Genomic DNA, 16,383 nt, shown 5'->3' on the forward strand with positions numbered 1-16,383 from the left:
GTCACTCCTTGTGGGAGAGGGCGCGGACGGTACGGGACGGGCTCGGTCGGCCCAGTTGTTCGGCCATCCACACGCTGGTGGCGGTGAGGGCGGCCAGATCGACCCCGGTCTCGACACCGAGGCCGTCGAGCATCCAGACCAGGTCTTCGGTGGCGAGGTTGCCGGTGGCGCTCTTCGCGTACGGGCAGCCGCCGAGGCCGCCGGCGGAGGCGTCGACCGTGGTCACGCCGTGCTGGAGCGCGGCGAGGGTGTTGGAGAGGGCCTGGCCGTAGGTGTCGTGGAAGTGCACGGCGAGGCGGGAGGTGGGCACACCGGCCTCGTTGAGGCCCTGGAGCAGGGCCTGGACGTGGCCGGGGGTGGCGACCCCGATGGTGTCGCCGAGACTCAGCTCGTCGCAGCCCATCTCGGCGAGGGCCTTGGTGACGCGGACGACCTGCTCGACGGGGACGGCGCCCTCCCAGGGGTCGCCGAAGCACATCGACAGGTAGCCGCGGATGCGGAGGCCCTGCTCTATGGCGCGGGTGACGACGGGCTCGAACATGGCGAGGGCTTCGTCGACGGTGCGGTTGAGGTTGGCCTTGGCGAAGGACTCGGTGGCGGAGGCGAAGACGGCGATCTCGCGGGCGCCGAGTGCGAGGGCGCGGTCGAGGCCGCGCTCGTTGGGCACGAGAACGGGGAGCCGCGCGGGCACGCCGCTGAGGAGCGGGAAGAGGTCCTCGGCATCGGCGAGCTGGGGCACCCACTTGGGGTGCACGAAGCTGGTCGCCTCGACGGTGGAGAGCCCGGCGGCGGCGAGCCGCCGGACGAACTCGGCCTTCGTGGCGGTCGGCACGACGGTCTTCTCGTTCTGGAGCCCGTCGCGGGGCCCGACCTCGTGGATCCGGACGCGGGCGGGGAGCCCGGCGGCGGGCACGTGCATGGGCAGGCCCGTGGTCATGATTCCTCCCTGGGGGTCACCACGGCGAGGATCTGGTCCATGGCGACGGTGGAGCCGGGGGTGACGTCCAGCTCGGTGACGGTGCCGGCGTGCGGGGCGGAGATGACGTGCTCCATCTTCATGGCCTCGACGACGAGCAGACTCTGCCCGGCGACGACCTCGTCCCCGACGGCCACCTTCACGACGGTGACGGTCCCGGGCATGGGCGCGGCGAGCGTGTCGGCGCCACCGTGCCGTGCGCCGGTGAGCGCGGCGGCGACGGGGTCGTGATCCTGGAGATGCCAGGAATCGCCGTCGCGGCCCAACCAGTTGCCGCTGCGGTGGAAGTGGTGGGTGACTCCGTCCACCGAGACGGTGACCGACTCGTCCGTGACCCGCGCGCCGTCCGGCGCCTCGACCATGACGGGTTCGAGTCCCGTTACTCGCAGTGGGAAGGGCAGCGGGGCGGGCCGGCCGCCCAGGCGCCAGCCGCTCGGCACCGAGAACGGGTCCGTCCAGCCGTCCCGAGCCTCGGGAGCCAGTCCCGCGAGCCGAACCGCCGCCGCTGCCGCGTACACCTCGTCGGGCACGCCCTCCGGGACCAGGCTCTCCGCCTCGCGTTCCACCAAGCCCGTGTCCAGGTCGCCGGACACCACCGACTCGTGGGCCAGGAGCCGTCGCAGGAAGCCCGCGTTCGTCGGGACGCCCAGGGTGACCGTGTCCGCCAGGGCCGCGCGGAGGCGGCGCAGGGCCGTCGGGCGGTCCGGGGCGTGGACGATGACCTTCGAGAGCATCGGGTCGTACAGGCTGCCGACCTCCGTGCCCTCGCTCAGGCCCGAGTCCGTGCGGACCCCGTCACCCGCGGGCTCCCGCAGGGACAGGACCGTGCCGCCCGACGGGAGGAAGCCGCGCGACGGGTCCTCCGCGCAGATCCTCGCCTCGATCGCCCAGCCGTCGAGGCGGACGTCCTCCTGGGCGAAGCCCAGCTTCTCGCCCGCCGCCACCCGGAGCTGCCACTCCACCAGGTCGATCCCGGTGATCAGCTCCGTCACCGGGTGCTCCACCTGGAGACGGGTGTTCATCTCCATGAAGTAGTACGACGAGGGGTCCACGCCCGGCACGATGAACTCGACCGTTCCCGCGCCCACATAGCCGCAGGAGCGAGCCGCCTCGACCGCCGCCGCGCCCATCTGCTCCCGGATCTCGGGCGTCAGCAGGACGCTCGGCGCCTCCTCGATGATCTTCTGGTGACGCCGCTGCAGCGAGCACTCGCGCTCCCCGAGGTGCACGACGTTTCCGTGCCCGTCCGCGAGGACCTGGATCTCGATGTGCCGCGGGCGGTCGATCCACCGCTCCACGAGCAGCGTGTCGTCGCCGAAGGACGACCTCGCCTCCCGCCGCGCCGCCGCGATCTCGTCCGTCAGCGTCGACAGGTCGCGGACCAGCCGCATTCCCTTTCCGCCACCGCCCGCCGACGGCTTCAGCAGCACCGGCGCGCCCAGCTCCCGTGCGGCGGCCTCCAGTTCGGGATCGGCCGCGCCCGGCACCACCGGGACGCCCGCCGCCTTCACGGTCTCCTTCGCCCGGATCTTGTCGCCCATCAGGGCGATCGCGGAGGCCGGCGGGCCGATGAAGACCAGACCCGCCTCCGCGCACGCCCGCGCGAACCCCGCGTTCTCCGCGAGGAAGCCGTAGCCCGGGTGGACCGCCTGTGCGCCGGTGCGCCGCGCCGCGTCGAGGAGCGCGTCCACCGACAGGTACGACTCCGAGGCCGGCGGCGGACCGATCCGTACCGCCGTGTCCGCCTCCCGTACGTGCCGGGCCTCGGCGTCCGCGTCGCTGTACACCGCCACCGAGCGCACGCCGAGCGCGCGCAGGGTGCGGATGACCCGGACCGCGATCTCGCCCCGGTTGGCCACAAGGACTGTGTCGAACATCTTCTGAGGTCCCCTCACATCCGGAAGACGCCGAACTGGGGGTCACCCAGGGGCGCGTTGGCGCAGGCCGTCAGCGCGAGGCCCACCACCTGTCGGGTCTCCATCGGGTCGATGACCCCGTCGTCCCAGAGCCGGGCCGTCGCGTAGTAGGCGTTGCCCTGGGTCTCGTACTGCGCGCGGATCGGGGCCTTGAAGGCCTCCTCGTCCTCCGCGCTCCACTCGTCGCCGAGCTGGTCGCGCTTGACCGTCGCGAGGACGGACGCGGCCTGCTCGCCGCCCATCACCGAGATCTTGGCGTTGGGCCACATCCACAGGAAGCGCGGCGAGTACGCCCGGCCGCACATCGAGTAGTTGCCCGCGCCGTACGAGCCGCCGACGACCACGGTCAGCTTCGGCACGCGCGTGGTCGCCACCGCCGTCACCATCTTGGCGCCGTGCTTGGCGATGCCGCCCGCCTCGTAGTCCTTGCCGACCATGAAGCCCGAGATGTTCTGCAGGAACAGCAGCGGGATGCCGCGCTGGTCGCACAGCTCGATGAAGTGGGCGCCCTTCTGGGCGGACTCGGAGAACAGGATGCCGTTGTTGGCGACGATCCCGACCGGGTGCCCGTGGATCCGGGCGAAGCCGGTGACCAGCGTCTGCCCGTACTCGGCCTTGAACTCCTGGAAGCGGGAGGCGTCCACGATCCGCGCGATGACCTCCCGGACGTCGTACGGGGTACGGGAGTCCACCGGGACCGCGCCGTAGAGCCCCGCCGGGTCGACCTTCGGCTCTTCGACCGGCTCGACCGACCAGGGCAGCGCCCCCCGCGCGGGGAGCGTGGCGACGATGTTGCGGACGATGCGGAGCGCGTGGGCGTCGTCCTCGGCGAGGTGGTCGGTGACTCCGGACGTACGGGAGTGCACTTCGCCGCCGCCCAGCTCCTCCGCCGTGACGACCTCGCCGGTCGCGGCCTTCACCAGAGGCGGGCCGCCGAGGAAGATCGTGCCCTGGTTCCGCACGATCACGGCCTCGTCGCTCATCGCCGGGACGTATGCGCCACCGGCCGTGCAGGAGCCGAGGACCGCTGCGATCTGCGGGATGCCGGCGCCGGACATCCGGGCCTGGTTGTAGAAGATCCGGCCGAAGTGCTCGCGGTCCGGGAAGACCTCGTCCTGCATGGGCAGGAAGGCGCCGCCGGAGTCCACGAGGTACAGGCAGGGGAGACGATTCTCCAGCGCCACCTCCTGGGCCCGCAGGTGCTTCTTCACCGTCATCGGGTAGTACGTGCCGCCCTTGACGGTCGCGTCATTGGCGACGATCACGCACTCGCGGCCCGAGACCCGGCCGATGCCGGCGATCACTCCGGCGGCCGGTGCCTGGTCGCCGTACATGCCGTTCGCGGCCAGCGGGGCCAGCTCCAGGAAGGGCGAACCCGGGTCCAGAAGCGTGTCCACCCGGTCCCGCGGCAGCAGTTTGCCGCGCGCGGTGTGCCGGGCGCGGGACTTCTCGCCGCCGCCGAGCGCGGCCGCGGCGAGCTTGGCGCGCAGGGTGCCGACGAGCTCGTGGTGGGCCGCCTCGTTGGCCTGCCAGGCCGCCGACGCGGGGTCCTCCGCGCTCGTCAGCACAGGTGCCTGCTGCATCGACTGAGCTCCCTTGCTCGGTTAATGAGCGTTAACGTATGTCCTTCAGGTTAACGACCGCTAACCCCATTGTCTAGAATCGATTCCATGACCACCACCGCCAGGACCGACGCCCCCACGCGACGCGAGCAGATCCTCAAGGAGGCCGCTCGCCTCTTCGCCGAGCGCGGCTTCCACGGCGTGGGTGTCGACGAGATAGGAGCGGCCGTCGGCATCAGCGGCCCCGGCCTCTACCGGCACTTCGCGGGCAAGGACGCGATGCTGGCGGAGCTGCTCGTCGGCATCAGCGAGCGGCTCCTGGACGGCGGACGGCTGCGGGTGGGCGACGCGGCCGGGGACCCGCGGGCGCTGCTCGGCGCGCTCATCGACGGGCACATCGACTTCGCGCTCGACGACCGGCCGCTGATCACCCTGCACGACCGGGAGCTGGACCGGCTGAAGGACGAGGACCGCAAGCGGGTGCGGCAGCTGCAGCGGCAGTACGTGGAGCTGTGGGTGGCGGTGGTGCGGGAGCTGTACCCGGCGGCCGGTGAGTCGGAGGCGCGGGCCGCCGTGCACGCGGTGTTCGGGCTGCTGAACTCGACGCCGCACCTCGCGGCGCTGGGGCGCGGGGCCATGGAGGAGCTGCTCAGGCGGCTGGCGCACGGGGCGTTCGGCGCCCTGGCGGAGGCGTAGCCTCCGGTCCACGGGGCGGAATCGGGCGGCCGCCGACGCCACGGACCGGCAGAATGAGCACCATGCCGATACTCAGTCGCCCCGCCCTCGTCGAGCACCTTGTACGGACCCGGATCGCAGGTGACGTCGCCACCCCGCGCGACAACAACCTCTCCCACTACCGCAAGCTCGCCAACGGCGACCGGCATTACTGGCTCGGCCTCGAGCTCGGCGACCGGTGGACCGACGAGCAGGACGTGCTCGCCGTCATGGCCGAGCGGTGCGGGGTGAACGACGACCCCGCCCACCGCACCGGGCAGGACACCATCGACCCCGAGCTGACCGTCGACGCCCTCGACCGGACGGCCGCGCGGCTGCGCAAGGCCGCCGCGGGCAAGGAGCGGGTGCTGTTCGCGACCGGGCACCCCGGCGCGCTGATCGACGCCCACAGCCGGGTCGCCGCCGCCCTACGGGCCAAGGGCTGCGACATCGTACGGATCCCGGGCGGGCTCATCGCGGACGAGGGGTACGTCGTCCAGTTCGCCGACGTCGCCGTCTTCGAGCGGGGCGCCACCCTCTGGCACACCCACTCGCCGGAACCGATGAACGCGATCCTGGACGCCCTCGGCGAGGACGGCCGACCGGACCTCGTCGTCGCCGACCACGGCTGGGCGGGCCGCGCGGGCCAGCGGGGCATCGACTCCGTCGGCTACGCCGACTGCAACGACCCCGCCCTCTTCATCGGCGAGGCCGAGGGCACGATGCAGGTCACGATCCCCCTGGACGACCACGTCCTGGACCCCCGGTACTACGAGCCGCTCACCGACTACCTGCTCGACGCGGCCGGGCTGCTCTGATCGGTTCCTGCTCTACGCGTTCGAGGCATCCCTCGACGCGGCGGCCGAACTCGAGCTGGTCGGGGACACTTCACGCGTCGCCTTCACCGCGCACCACCGCCGCCTGATCCGTCTCGGTCTCAGCGCGGGACGCGGACCACGCCCTCCTGGATGACGGAGATCGCCAGCTGCCCGTCCTGCGTGTAGATCCGGGCCTGGCCGAGCCCTCGCCCGCCCGAGGCGGACGGCGACTCCTGGTCGTACAGCAGCCATTCGTCGGCCCGGAACGGCCGGTGGAACCACATCGCGTGGTCCAGCGACGCCCCGACGACGTCGCCGACCGCCCAGCCGCCCCGCCCGTGGGCGAGCAGCACCGAGTCGAGCAGCGTCATGTCGGACACGTACGTCGCCAGACAGACGTGGAGCAGCGGGTCGTCGGCCAGCTTGCCGTTCGTACGGAACCAGACCTGCGAGCGCGGCTCGCGCGGCTCACCGACGGAGCCCCAGGGCGGGGTGTCGACGTACCGCAGGTCCACCGCCGCACGCGCCTCGACCAGGCGCGCGGCCACGTCGGCCGGAAGGTGCCGGGGCAGCATCTCGGCCGCCGTCGGCAGGGACTCCGGGTCCGGCGCGGCCGGCATGTCGTACTGGTGCTCCAGGCCCTCCTCGTACGTCTGGAAGGACGCGGAGAGGTGGAAGATCGGCTGCCCGTGCTGGACGGCGACGACCCGCCGGGTGGTGAAGGAGCGGCCGTCCCGGATGCGGTCGACCGTGTACACGATCGGCGCGCCCGGGTCCCCGGCGCGCAGGAAGTACGCGTGCAGCGAGTGGGCGATCCGGTCGTTGGGGACGGTCCGCCCCGCCGCCACCAGCGCCTGCGCGGCCACCTGGCCGCCGAAGACGCGGGGGACGACGGCGGAGCGGGACTGTCCCCGGAAGATGTCCTGCTCGATCCGCTCCAGGTCGAGCAGATCGAGCAGGGCATCCAGAGCGTTGTGCGCCTCGGGCACTTACAGGCCCATCGACTTCGCGATGATCGACTTCATGATCTCGCTGGTGCCGCCGTAGATGCGGTTGACGCGGTTGTCGGCGTAGAGGCGCGCGATCGGGTACTCGTTCATGTAGCCGTAGCCACCGTGCAGCTGGAGGCAGCGGTCGATGACGCGGTGCGCGACCTCGGTGCAGAAGAGCTTGGCGCTCGCGGCCTCGGCCGGGGTCAGCTCGCCCGCGTCCAGGGCCTCCAGGGCGCGGTCGGCGACCGCCTCGGCGGCGTCCACCTCGGCCTGGCAGGCGGCCAGCTCGAACTTGGTGTTCTGGAAGTGCGCGACCGGCTTGCCGAAGACGGTGCGCTCCTGCACGTACTGCTGGGCGAAGCGGACGGCGGCCTTGGCCTGCGCGTAGGCGCCGAAGGCGATGCCCCAGCGCTCGGAGGCCAGGTTGTGGCCGAGGTAGTAGAAGCCCTTGCCCTCCTCGCCGAGGAGGTCCTCGACCGGCACCTTCACGTCGACGAACGCCAGCTCGGCGGTGTCGGAGGTGCGCAGGCCGAGCTTGTCGAGCTTCCGGCCGATGGAGTAGCCCTCGGACTTGGTGTCCACGGCGAAGAGGGAGATGCCGAAGCGGCGGTCCTCGGCCGTCGGGGCGGACGTACGGGCGCAGACGATCACGCGGTCGGCGTGGACGCCACCGGTGATGAAGGTCTTGGCGCCGTTGAGGACGTAGTGCGTGCCGTCCTCGGAGAGCTTGGCGGTGGTCTTCATGCCCGCGACGTCGGAGCCGGTGCCCGGCTCGGTCATCGCCAGCGCCCACATCTCGTCGCCGGAGACGAAGTTCGGGAGGTAACGCTTCTTCTGCTCGTCGGTGGCGAGCATCTTGATGTACGGCAGGGCGAGCAGCACGTGCACGCCGGAACCGCCGAACTGGACGCCCGCGCGCGAGGTCTCCTCGTAGAGGACGGCCTCGAACTTGTGGGTGTCCAGGCCCGCGCCGCCGAACTCCTCGGGGACGTTGATGCCGAAGATGCCCAGCTCGCCGAGCTTGCCGTAGAACTCGCGCGGCGCCTGGCCGGCGGCGAACCACTCGTCGTAGACGGGGACGACCTCGGCCTCGATGAAGGCGCGGATGGTCTCCCGGAACGCCTCGTGGTCCTCGTTGAATACGGTACGGCGCACGAGCCGCCTCCTCGGAGTCCTGGGCGCCTGGCCCACTATGCCTAAGCGCTTGCTCAGTCAAGTTACCCATCAGTTCACGCCGCTGTCCAGATCTGAGGGCCGCAGGGTTGCCCACATCACGTCCGCTCAGGCGCCAGGGGCCTGAGCGGTGATCCAGCGGTGGTTGAGGGTGTCGTACTCGAACACGGGGCTCCCCTCGATGCCGCTCGTACGGAACGGCCGGCCGTCGTCGGTGATCCGGACCGTGCCGGTCCGCCCCGCGCTGCTCCACTCCAGCTCCAGGTACCAACGGCAGTCGCAGCCGACCGTCCGGGCGGTCACCAGCAGTTCCTCGGGGGCCGAGGCCGTCACGGCGTACGGGAGGGAGACCGCGGGGATCGGCCGGCCGGTGTCGCCCGCGAGGGCGTCGAAGCCCGCGACGGAGCGTGCCACGGGACGGTGCGCGTCGAGGTTCACGTCGAAGAAGCGGGGGGTGACGGCGCCGCCGCAGCCGTTGTCCATCCGGTACGCGTTCCGGGCGAGGGGCTCCGCGCGGCCGGTGACCCGTACGTGCAGGGCTTCGATGAGCACCGCCGTGGTGGGAGACCTGCCCTGAAGGGAGAGGCGCACGAGGGTGTCCCCTCCGTGCACGGCGTCCTGGGCACGTGCCCACGGCGCGGCGTCCTGCGCCGCGGGAGGTGGGGGCACCTGCTCGGGTCCGCCGTCGACGAGGTAGGTGTGGCCGCAGCCCTGCTTCCAGACGTGCGATGCGACGGTCCAGGTGAAGGGCGGCGCGGGGGCTGGGGCAGGGGGACCGGGGGAGGTGCGTTCCGCGGTGGGGGCGGCCCGGCTCCCGGAGTCCGATCCGGAGCCCGAGCCGGAGGCGGTCGACGGGCCGAGAGCGAAGAGCGCGAGGGTCGTGGTGACCGCCGCGGCGGTCCCGGCGCGCAGCCGCGCGCGGCTCGGACGCGTCCCGTGCGACCCGGCGCGCGGGACGGGTGCCGGCGCCGGCACCCCCACCGGATCCGCCGCCGCCCTCCTCGGTCCCGGCCCCGGCTCCGGCGCGGGCGATGGCCTCCGGACCTGGTCGGCCCGGGTCCACAGCAGCTGGAGGCGGTGCCGCTCCTCCTCGGTCGCTCTGCAGAGCCCGGCCAGCCGGTCGATCACGGTGAACCGCTCCGGCACCGTCTCGCCGGAGCAGTACCGGAAGAGCGTGGACGTGCTCACGTTCAGCCGCCGCGCGAGGGAGCCGTAGCTGCGGCCGGAGCGTTCCTTGAGCGCGCGGACCTGCCGCGCGAACTCCTCGACCGCCGGGTCCTGCGTCCGTCCCATCCGCGTTCCACCCCCTTTACGTACTCCCACGTCAGCGGGGGTGGAACGGTTCCGGCACGGCGCGGGCACGCGCCGCCGTTGCGCCCGCCGTTCCTCCGCCCGGACGCTGGCGGAGTCTTCACGACCCGCAGCGATCAGGGGGATCCCGTCATGACCACGTTCCGCTCCGTCCTCGCCGTCTCCGGCGCCGCCCTCGGCCTCGTCGCCCTGGCCGCCGTTCCGTCCGCCACGGCCTCGGCGGCCCCGACCACCACCACGGCGCCGCGGCCGGCGTTCCTGTCCGCGGCGCAGATGCCGCCCTCCGCCACGCCGTGGACAGCCGATCCGGTCACCGCGGGGCTGCCGGAGACCGGCATGTTCTGCTCCCCGGGCGTGCTCCCGGTCGAGGGCACCAGCCACCGCACCTTCCGCACCGAACTGGACACCGGCGCTGTCCAGGTCACCACGGTCGCCGCGACCGAAGCCAAGGCCGCCGGGCTCGTCGACGCGCTGCGCAAGGCGTTGGCCGGCTGCGGGGAGCGCCTCGAGCGCGAGTACCCCGGCATCGACGCGAGCAGCCTGTACCAGGGCAGGCTCGCGGTGGAGGAGGGCGCGTACGTCTACAGCCTGGACACCGAGAACCGCGAGATCGGGACCACGGACATCCATCTCTTCTCGGTGGGCCGTGACGGACGGACCGTCACCTACGTCCAGTGGGGGCAGATGGGCGACCTCGAGGACGCCCCGGTGCAGGACTTCAAGGCGACCACGCGTACCGCGGTGAACAAGCTCTGGCCCTGACCCTGGCTGTCCAGGACGTCCCGATCGCGGTCGGTCACACCCTCCCGGTCACACCCTGGCGAGGGCGAACCACAGCTCCATCCGTACGTCCGCGTCGTCCAGGTCCATCTCCAGGAGCGTGGCGCAGCGGGCGATGCGCTGGCGGACGGTGTTGCGGTGGATGTCCAGGGCGACGGCCGTGCGGTCCCAGTTGCCGTGCAGGGACAGCCAGGTCCGCAGCGTCTCGATCAGCGGCTCGCCGATCGGCGCGAGCAGGGTCCGTGCGTACGCGGACGCCTCCTCCCGGTCCATCAGCCCGCCGAACCCGGCGGGCCGGTGGCGTACGAGCGCGGCGCGGGTCGCCTCGGCCCGCCGCAGCGCCCGCGCGGCCTGGGCGTCGCCGACGGCGAGGTCCCGGGCCTCGACCGGGGCGCCGGCCCCGAGGGTCCACCCGGGCTGGGCGGTGACGGGGGAGGAGGCCGGCAGCAGGAGCCGGACGGCGGCTCTGCCCTCGTGACCGGGCCGGGTGGGCTTCCCGGTCCGCCCGGACGGCTCGCCCGCGTGGCGGCCCGACTCCGTGGCCCCGGTGTCCTCCGGCTCGCCCGCGTCCACCAGAGGGGTGCCCAGGGCCGAGGCCAGCGTCGCCGCGGCGAGGGGGGTGCCGTCGCCGCCGCGGGCGTGGACCACGGTCCAGGGGCCCGGTCCCAGGGCGGGTGCGGCCTCCTCCGGTGGGGCGCCAAGGAGGAGGCGGACCAGGGCCGCGTCCCGGGCCGAGACGTCCGCGCCGCGGTGCGGGGCGGTCAGCAGGGAGAGCAGGACGACCGCCACCCCGGCGATCGTGTGGTCCGCGGCCTCCCGGCGCTCGGCGGCCACGCCCAGGGCGAGACCGCCGCCGCCCAGCGCGTACGCCGCGAGCCGCATCCCCCCGCCGTCCGCGCTCGCCGACGCCGGGCCGCCGGGGCGCGGGCCCACCACCCCCGCCAGGTCCCGCAGCGCGGCCTCCGCCTCCGCGCCGATCGCCCGGCCCGCCGCCGCGTACGCCGAGCCGTCCGCCGCGTAGAGCACCGCCCGCCCGCCGAGCCGGGACGCCAGCGCGCCGAGGACCGCCGGGACCGGAGCCGGCCGGGCGGCCGCCGTGGCCAGCGACTGCTGCGCCTCGGTCACCCGGCGCAGCTCGCGGTGGCGGGCCTCCGCCATCAGCCGCCACACCGCCCGGGCCACCGCCGTGAACGGCGTCTGCGGCGGCACTTCGAGCAGCGGGAGCCCGTGACGCTCGCACGCGGCGACGAGGGCCGCGGGCACCGTGTCGTACACCGGCGCGACGCCGAACCCGAGCGCCGCCGCGCCCGCCGCCACCACCCGCTCCACATAGTGCGCCGGGTCCGGGAGCTGCACGCCGGCCGTCATCAGCAGCTCGCCGCCGAGCAGATACGGGTACGGGTCGGCCATCTCGGAGGTGTGCACCCAGTGGATCGCCGCGTCCGGCGGCCCCGCGAGCAGCCGGAGCCCCAGGTCCTGGCGGCTGAGCAGAGCGGCCAGTGAGACGGGTGGAGCCGGTGGAGCCGGCGGGGCGGATGCGGGTTCCTGGGCGGTCATCGCTATGGACCTTTCGTACATTGCCCCCGATGAACAGTGGATGAAACTTACGCTTCAGGGGCCCTTTCCGGCCACCTAGTCTCGACCCATCCAGCGGCCGCGGGTACGGGCGGATGTCCCCGCGATCAGTCACTGGAGTCACTCCACCCGCACGACACGCCACCGAAGTGAACGAGGGAGGGCCCCATGGCCGTCGACTACACAGTGATCGTCCTGTACTTGGCCGGCATGCTCGCGATGGGCTGGTGGGGCATGCGCCGCGCCAAGTCCAAGAGCGAGTTCCTGGTGGCGGGTCGTCGGCTCGGCCCCTGGATGTACTCCGGGACCATGGCCGCCATCGTCCTCGGCGGCGCCTCGACCATCGGCGGCGTGGGCCTCGGCTACAAGTACGGCCTCTCCGGCGCCTGGATGGTCTTCACCATCGGCCTCGGCCTGCTGGCGCTGAGCGTCTTCTTCTCCGCCCGCATCGCCCGGCTGAAGGTCTACACCGTCTCCGACATGCTCGACCTGCGCTACGGCGGCAAGGCCGGTGTCATCTCGGGCGTGGTCATGTGGGCGTACACGCTGATGCTCGCGGTCACCTCGACCATCGCGTACGCCACGATCTTCGACGTCCTCTTCGACCTGCCCCGCACGTTCGCGATCGTCCTCGGCGGCGCCATCGTCGTCGCGTACTCGACGCTCGGCGGCATGTGGTCCATCACCCTCACCGACATGGTGCAGTTCGTGGTGAAGACCATCGGCGTGCTGATCCTGCTGCTGCCCATCGCCGTGATCAAGGCCGGCGGCTTCGCCGAGATGAAGGCCCAGCTGCCCACCGAGTACTTCGCGCCGCTCGGCATCGGCGGCGAGACGATCTTCACGTACGTGCTGATCTACACCTTCGGCATGCTCATCGGCCAGGACATCTGGCAGCGGGTCTTCACGGCCCGGACCGACAAGGTCGCCAAGTGGGGCGGCACCGTCGCCGGTACGTACTGTCTCGTGTACGCCCTGGCCGGCGCCGTCATCGGCACCGCGGCCAAGGTGCTCTACCCGAACCTGCCCAGCGCCGACGACGCCTTCGCGACCATCGTCAAGGACGAGCTGCCCATGGGTGTGCGGGGCCTGGTCCTCGCCGCCGCGCTGGCCGCCGTCATGTCGACCTCCTCCGGCGCGCTGATCGCCTGCGCCACCGTCGCCAACAACGACATCTGGTCGCGCCTGCGCGGTCTGGCCACCGGCAACGGCGACGACCACGACGAGGTGAAGGGCAACCGCCTCTTCATCCTGCTCATGGGCATCGCCACCATCGCCATCGCCATCGCCCTGAACGACGTCGTGCAGGCCCTCACCGTCGCCTACAACCTGCTGGTCGGCGGGCTGCTCGTGCCGATCCTCGGCGGCCTGCTGTGGCGCCGCGGCACCGTGCAGGGCGCCCTTGCCGCGGTCACCGTCGGCGGCCTGTCCGTCATTGGCTTGATGTGGACTTACGGAATCTTGGCAAATGAGCCTGTTTACTATGGTTTGTTGGCCTCGCTCGCCGCGTATGTGATCGTTTCCCTGGCGACCCGCCCGACGGACGCCGCCGTGCTCGCGAACTGGCGCGCCCGGCTGGCCGGCCAGGACCCCGAATCCGCCGAAGCCGACGAGACGCCGGAGACCGTTCCGGCCGCCTCGACCGGCTGACCGCACCGCAGACTCCCGGTCGGGGGCCCCGAGACCCGAGGCCCCCGACCGGACCCCACCGATACACCCAGGAGGACCCGACCATGAGCAGCAGCGACCAGAACGCCTTCCGCGGCCCGATCGACTCGTCCCGCATCCCGCGGTACGCCGGTCCCGCGACGTTCGCCCGGCTGCCGCGACTCGACGAGGTCGGCACCGCCGACGTCGCCGTGGTCGGCGTCCCCTTCGACAGCGGCGTCTCCTACCGCCCCGGCGCCCGCTTCGGCGGCAACGCGATCCGCGAGGCCTCCCGCCTCCTGCGCCCGTACAACCCGGCCCAGGACGCCTCGCCGTTCGCCCTGGCGCAGGTCGCCGACGCCGGTGACATCGCCGCCAACCCGTTCAACATCAACGAGGCCGTCGAGACGATCGAGGCCGCGGCCGACGACCTGCTCGGCACCGGCGCGCGCATGATGACCCTCGGTGGCGACCACACCATCGCGCTGCCGCTGCTGCGCTCCGTCGCCAAGAAGCACGGCCCGGTGGCCCTGCTCCACTTCGACGCGCACCTCGACACCTGGGACACCTACTTCGGCGCCGAGTACACCCACGGCACGCCGTTCCGCCGCGCCGTCGAGGAGGGCATCCTCGACACCGAGGCGCTGTCCCACGTCGGCACCCGCGGCCCGCTGTACGGCAAGCAGGACCTCACCGACGACGAGAAGATGGGCTTCGGCATCGTCACCTCGGCGGACATCTACCGCCGTGGCGCCGACGAGGTCGCCGACCAGCTGCGCCAGCGCATCGGCGACCGCCCGCTGTACATCTCCATCGACATCGACTGCCTCGACCCGGCGCACGCCCCCGGCACCGGCACCCCGGAGGCGGGCGGCATGACCTCCCGCGAGCTCCTGGAGATCCTGCGCGGCCTGTCCTCCTGCAACCTGGTCTCCGCCGACGTCGTCGAGGTCGCCCCGGCCTACGACCACGCCGAGATCACCGCCGTCGCCGCCTCGCACACGGCGTACGAGCTGACGACGATCATGTCCCGCCAGATCGCGGCGAGCCGCGCGAAGTAGCCCCCTGGTGGTTTGTGGGCATTCGTTCTGCAGGGGCGGAACGGGTGGGCACAAACCACCCACCGGGCCGCACCCGACCACCACGCCACGCCCAGAGGGACCGTCCATGACCCACGACCACGACCTGGTGCTCCGCCCCACGGAGGCCCAGACCGCCGCCGCGCTCAACCCGCCCGCAGGGCGCAACGGCGGCGACCTCGTCGTCGAGACCCTCTCCGGTCTCGGGGCGACCACCGTCTTCGGCCTGCCCGGCCAGCACGCCCTCGGCATGTTCGACGCGCTGCGCCGCTCCTCGCTCTCGTACGTCGGACTGCGCGTCGAGAACAACGCGGGCTTCGCGGCCGACGCGTACGGCCGGATGACCGGCGAGGCGGCCCCGCTGCTGCTCTCCACCGGCCCCGGCGCGCTGATGTCGCTCGCCGCGCTCCAGGAGGCGGCCGCCGCCTCCGCGCCCGTCCTCGCGATCGGCAGCCAGGTCCCGGTGGCCGGCCTCGGCGGCGGGCGGCACGGCTACCTCCACGAGCTGCGCGACCAGCAGGCGTCCTTCCGGGACATCGTGAAGTCCGTCCACACCGTCCGTACGCAGTCCCAGATCCCGTCCGCGATCGCGGCGGCCTGGGAGTCGGCGCTGACCGCCCCACACGGGCCGGTCTGGGTCGAGATCCCGCAGGACGTGCTGCTCGCCGAGACGTCGCTACCCGTCGTCACGGCGATGGACGCGACGCCCGAGGAGGTCGTCCCGCGCCCCGAGCTGACGGCGGTCGCGGCCCATCTCCTCGCGAACGCCGAGCGGCCCGCGATCATCGCGGGCGGCGGAGTCGTCCGCTCCGACGCCTCCGGCAAGCTGCGCGCGCTCGCCGAGCGGGTCAACGCGCCCGTGGTCACCACCTTCGGCGGCAAGGGCGCCTTCCCCTGGGAGCACCCGCTCTCGCTGCAGTCCTGGCTGGAGGACCGGCACACCACCGACTTCCTGGAGGACGCGGACGTCCTGCTGGTCGTCGGCTCCGGCCTCGGCGAGCTGTCCTCGAACTACCACACCTTCGCCCCGCGCGGCCGGGTGATCCAGATCGAGGCGGACGCGGGCAAGCTGGAGTCCAACCACCCGGCGCTCGGCATCCACGCGGACGCCCGCCTGGCGCTCTCGGCGCTCCTGGAGACCGTGCCGGAGCGCCCGGACGAGACCGCCCCCGCCCGGGTCGAGGCCGTCCTCACCAAGGTCCGGGACCGGATCGCGGCCCAGGACCTCGGCCTGGAGCAGCGGATCGTGGCCTCGGTCCGCGAGGCGCTGCCGGACGACTCGCCCAGCTTCTGGGACATGACGATCCTCGCCTACTGGGCGTGGTCGGCCTTCGACGCCCGCCACCCGAACACGATGCACTCGGCCCAGGGCGCCGGCGGCCTCGGCTACGGCTTCCCCGCGGCCCTCGGCGCGGCGGCGGCCGACCCGACCCGGCCGGTCCTCGCGGTCTCCGGCGACGGCGGTGCGATGTACTCGATCGCCGAGCTGGCGACGGCGAAGCAGTACGGCTCGAACGTCACCTGGCTGATCGTGGACGACGGCGGCTACGGGATCCTGCGCGAGTACATGACGGACGCCTTCGGCGAGGCCACGGCCACCGAACTCGCCCGCCCGGACTTCGTCGCCCTGGCGGAATCCTTCGGCGTCCCCGCGGCCCGCACGACCCCGGAATCCCTGACGGCCGACCTGTCGAAGGCCCTGGAGACCCCGGGCCCCTCGGTGGTGGTCCTCCCGGCTCTCCTGCGCATGTTCGAGCCGACGCACATCTGAACCGCGCGGTCCCTGGTCCTAGGACCAGGGACCGGACCTGTGCGCGAGTTTGTTGCGGCGGGATGAAAT

At 72.7% G+C, this 16,383-nt stretch carries 13 protein-coding genes; 6 read left to right on the forward strand and 7 right to left on the reverse strand.

Translation table 11 applies throughout. The features are described 5' to 3' along the window. Position 1: 1 nt before the first annotated feature. Genes ACFV9D_RS17325 through ACFV9D_RS17335 form a run of 3 tightly spaced genes read right to left on the reverse strand, consistent with a single transcriptional unit; the run spans position 2 to position 4,475 of the window. Positions 2–937 carry a hydroxymethylglutaryl-CoA lyase gene (locus tag ACFV9D_RS17325; RefSeq protein ID WP_385146287.1) on the reverse strand — a complete coding sequence of 312 codons (936 nt, stop codon included), beginning with the start codon at positions 935–937 and terminating at the stop codon, positions 2–4. After that, on the reverse strand, positions 934–2,853 hold the full coding sequence (locus ACFV9D_RS17330; protein WP_385146289.1) for a biotin carboxylase N-terminal domain-containing protein: 1,920 nt from the start codon (positions 2,851–2,853) through the stop codon (positions 934–936). Before ACFV9D_RS17330 ends, ACFV9D_RS17325 begins: the two co-directional genes overlap by 4 nt. A 14-nt stretch (positions 2,854–2,867) precedes the next feature. After that, positions 2,868–4,475 (reverse strand): carboxyl transferase domain-containing protein, encoded by a 1,608-nt coding sequence (locus ACFV9D_RS17335; RefSeq protein ID WP_385146291.1) that lies wholly within the window; start codon positions 4,473–4,475, stop codon positions 2,868–2,870. Positions 4,476–4,562: 87 nt separating this feature from the next. Here ACFV9D_RS17335 and ACFV9D_RS17340 point away from each other — a divergent pair, with 87 nt between their 5' ends. Next, entirely contained in the window at positions 4,563–5,150 is a 588-nt protein-coding gene (locus ACFV9D_RS17340; protein WP_385146293.1) for a TetR/AcrR family transcriptional regulator, read from the forward strand. Positions 5,151–5,212: 62 nt separating this feature from the next. After that, positions 5,213–5,986, forward strand: a complete 774-nt coding sequence (locus ACFV9D_RS17345; protein WP_385146297.1) for a phosphatase — start codon at positions 5,213–5,215, stop codon at positions 5,984–5,986. Positions 5,987–6,105: 119 nt separating this feature from the next. On the opposite strand, the gene tesB is transcribed toward ACFV9D_RS17345, so the two are convergent. From tesB to ACFV9D_RS17360, 3 genes are all read right to left on the reverse strand, one after another. After that, positions 6,106–6,975 carry an acyl-CoA thioesterase II gene (gene tesB / locus ACFV9D_RS17350; RefSeq protein WP_385146299.1) on the reverse strand — a complete coding sequence of 290 codons (870 nt, stop codon included), beginning with the start codon at positions 6,973–6,975 and terminating at the stop codon, positions 6,106–6,108. Continuing rightward, entirely contained in the window at positions 6,976–8,133 is a 1,158-nt protein-coding gene (locus ACFV9D_RS17355) for an acyl-CoA dehydrogenase family protein (RefSeq protein ID WP_361851611.1), read from the reverse strand. A 126-nt stretch (positions 8,134–8,259) separates the two neighbouring features. Next, positions 8,260–9,444 (reverse strand): helix-turn-helix domain-containing protein, encoded by a 1,185-nt coding sequence (locus ACFV9D_RS17360; protein ID WP_385146301.1) that lies wholly within the window; start codon positions 9,442–9,444, stop codon positions 8,260–8,262. Positions 9,445–9,594: 150 nt separating this feature from the next. Here ACFV9D_RS17360 and ACFV9D_RS17365 point away from each other — a divergent pair, with 150 nt between their 5' ends. Beyond that, positions 9,595–10,224, forward strand: coding sequence for a hypothetical protein (locus ACFV9D_RS17365; protein ID WP_385146303.1), 630 nt, complete (start codon positions 9,595–9,597; stop codon positions 10,222–10,224). A gap of 48 nt (positions 10,225–10,272) precedes the next feature. On the opposite strand, the gene ACFV9D_RS17370 is transcribed toward ACFV9D_RS17365, so the two are convergent. After that, the gene (locus tag ACFV9D_RS17370; RefSeq protein WP_385146305.1) at positions 10,273–11,799 is read right to left on the reverse strand and encodes a PucR family transcriptional regulator ligand-binding domain-containing protein; all 1,527 of its coding nucleotides are present in this window, start codon (positions 11,797–11,799) and stop codon (positions 10,273–10,275) included. A gap of 186 nt (positions 11,800–11,985) precedes the next feature. Here ACFV9D_RS17370 and ACFV9D_RS17375 point away from each other — a divergent pair, with 186 nt between their 5' ends. From ACFV9D_RS17375 to ACFV9D_RS17385, 3 genes are all read left to right on the forward strand, one after another. After that, a complete protein-coding gene (locus ACFV9D_RS17375; protein ID WP_385146307.1) occupies positions 11,986–13,467 on the forward strand; it encodes a sodium:solute symporter in 1,482 nt (493 codons plus the stop codon). An 83-nt stretch (positions 13,468–13,550) separates the two neighbouring features. Next, positions 13,551–14,525, forward strand: coding sequence for an agmatinase (speB, locus tag ACFV9D_RS17380; protein WP_385146309.1), 975 nt, complete (start codon positions 13,551–13,553; stop codon positions 14,523–14,525). A 106-nt stretch (positions 14,526–14,631) separates the two neighbouring features. Continuing rightward, on the forward strand, positions 14,632–16,314 hold the full coding sequence (locus ACFV9D_RS17385; protein WP_385146311.1) for a thiamine pyrophosphate-binding protein: 1,683 nt from the start codon (positions 14,632–14,634) through the stop codon (positions 16,312–16,314). Positions 16,315–16,383 lie beyond the last annotated feature (69 nt).

Origin of the sequence: Streptomyces sp. NPDC059875 (assembly GCF_042731085.1) — a bacterium.
Lineage (GTDB): Bacteria > Actinomycetota > Actinomycetes > Streptomycetales > Streptomycetaceae > Streptomyces.

Bases quoted from the DNA above. Each gene is read 5' to 3' on its own strand.
- ACFV9D_RS17325 (WP_385146287.1), bottom strand. From the start codon at position 937: ATGACCACGGGCCTGCCCATGCACGTGCCCGCCGCCGGGCTCCCCGCC.
- ACFV9D_RS17330 (WP_385146289.1), bottom strand. From the start codon at position 2,853: ATGTTCGACACAGTCCTTGTGGCCAACCGGGGCGAGATCGCGGTCCGG.
- ACFV9D_RS17335 (WP_385146291.1), bottom strand. From the start codon at position 4,475: ATGCAGCAGGCACCTGTGCTGACGAGCGCGGAGGACCCCGCGTCGGCG.
- ACFV9D_RS17340 (WP_385146293.1), top strand. From the start codon at position 4,563: ATGACCACCACCGCCAGGACCGACGCCCCCACGCGACGCGAGCAGATC.
- ACFV9D_RS17345 (WP_385146297.1), top strand. From the start codon at position 5,213: ATGCCGATACTCAGTCGCCCCGCCCTCGTCGAGCACCTTGTACGGACC.
- ACFV9D_RS17360 (WP_385146301.1), bottom strand. From the start codon at position 9,444: ATGGGACGGACGCAGGACCCGGCGGTCGAGGAGTTCGCGCGGCAGGTC.
- ACFV9D_RS17365 (WP_385146303.1), top strand. From the start codon at position 9,595: ATGACCACGTTCCGCTCCGTCCTCGCCGTCTCCGGCGCCGCCCTCGGC.
- ACFV9D_RS17370 (WP_385146305.1), bottom strand. From the start codon at position 11,799: ATGACCGCCCAGGAACCCGCATCCGCCCCGCCGGCTCCACCGGCTCCA.
- ACFV9D_RS17375 (WP_385146307.1), top strand. From the start codon at position 11,986: ATGGCCGTCGACTACACAGTGATCGTCCTGTACTTGGCCGGCATGCTC.
- speB (WP_385146309.1), top strand. From the start codon at position 13,551: ATGAGCAGCAGCGACCAGAACGCCTTCCGCGGCCCGATCGACTCGTCC.
- ACFV9D_RS17385 (WP_385146311.1), top strand. From the start codon at position 14,632: ATGACCCACGACCACGACCTGGTGCTCCGCCCCACGGAGGCCCAGACC.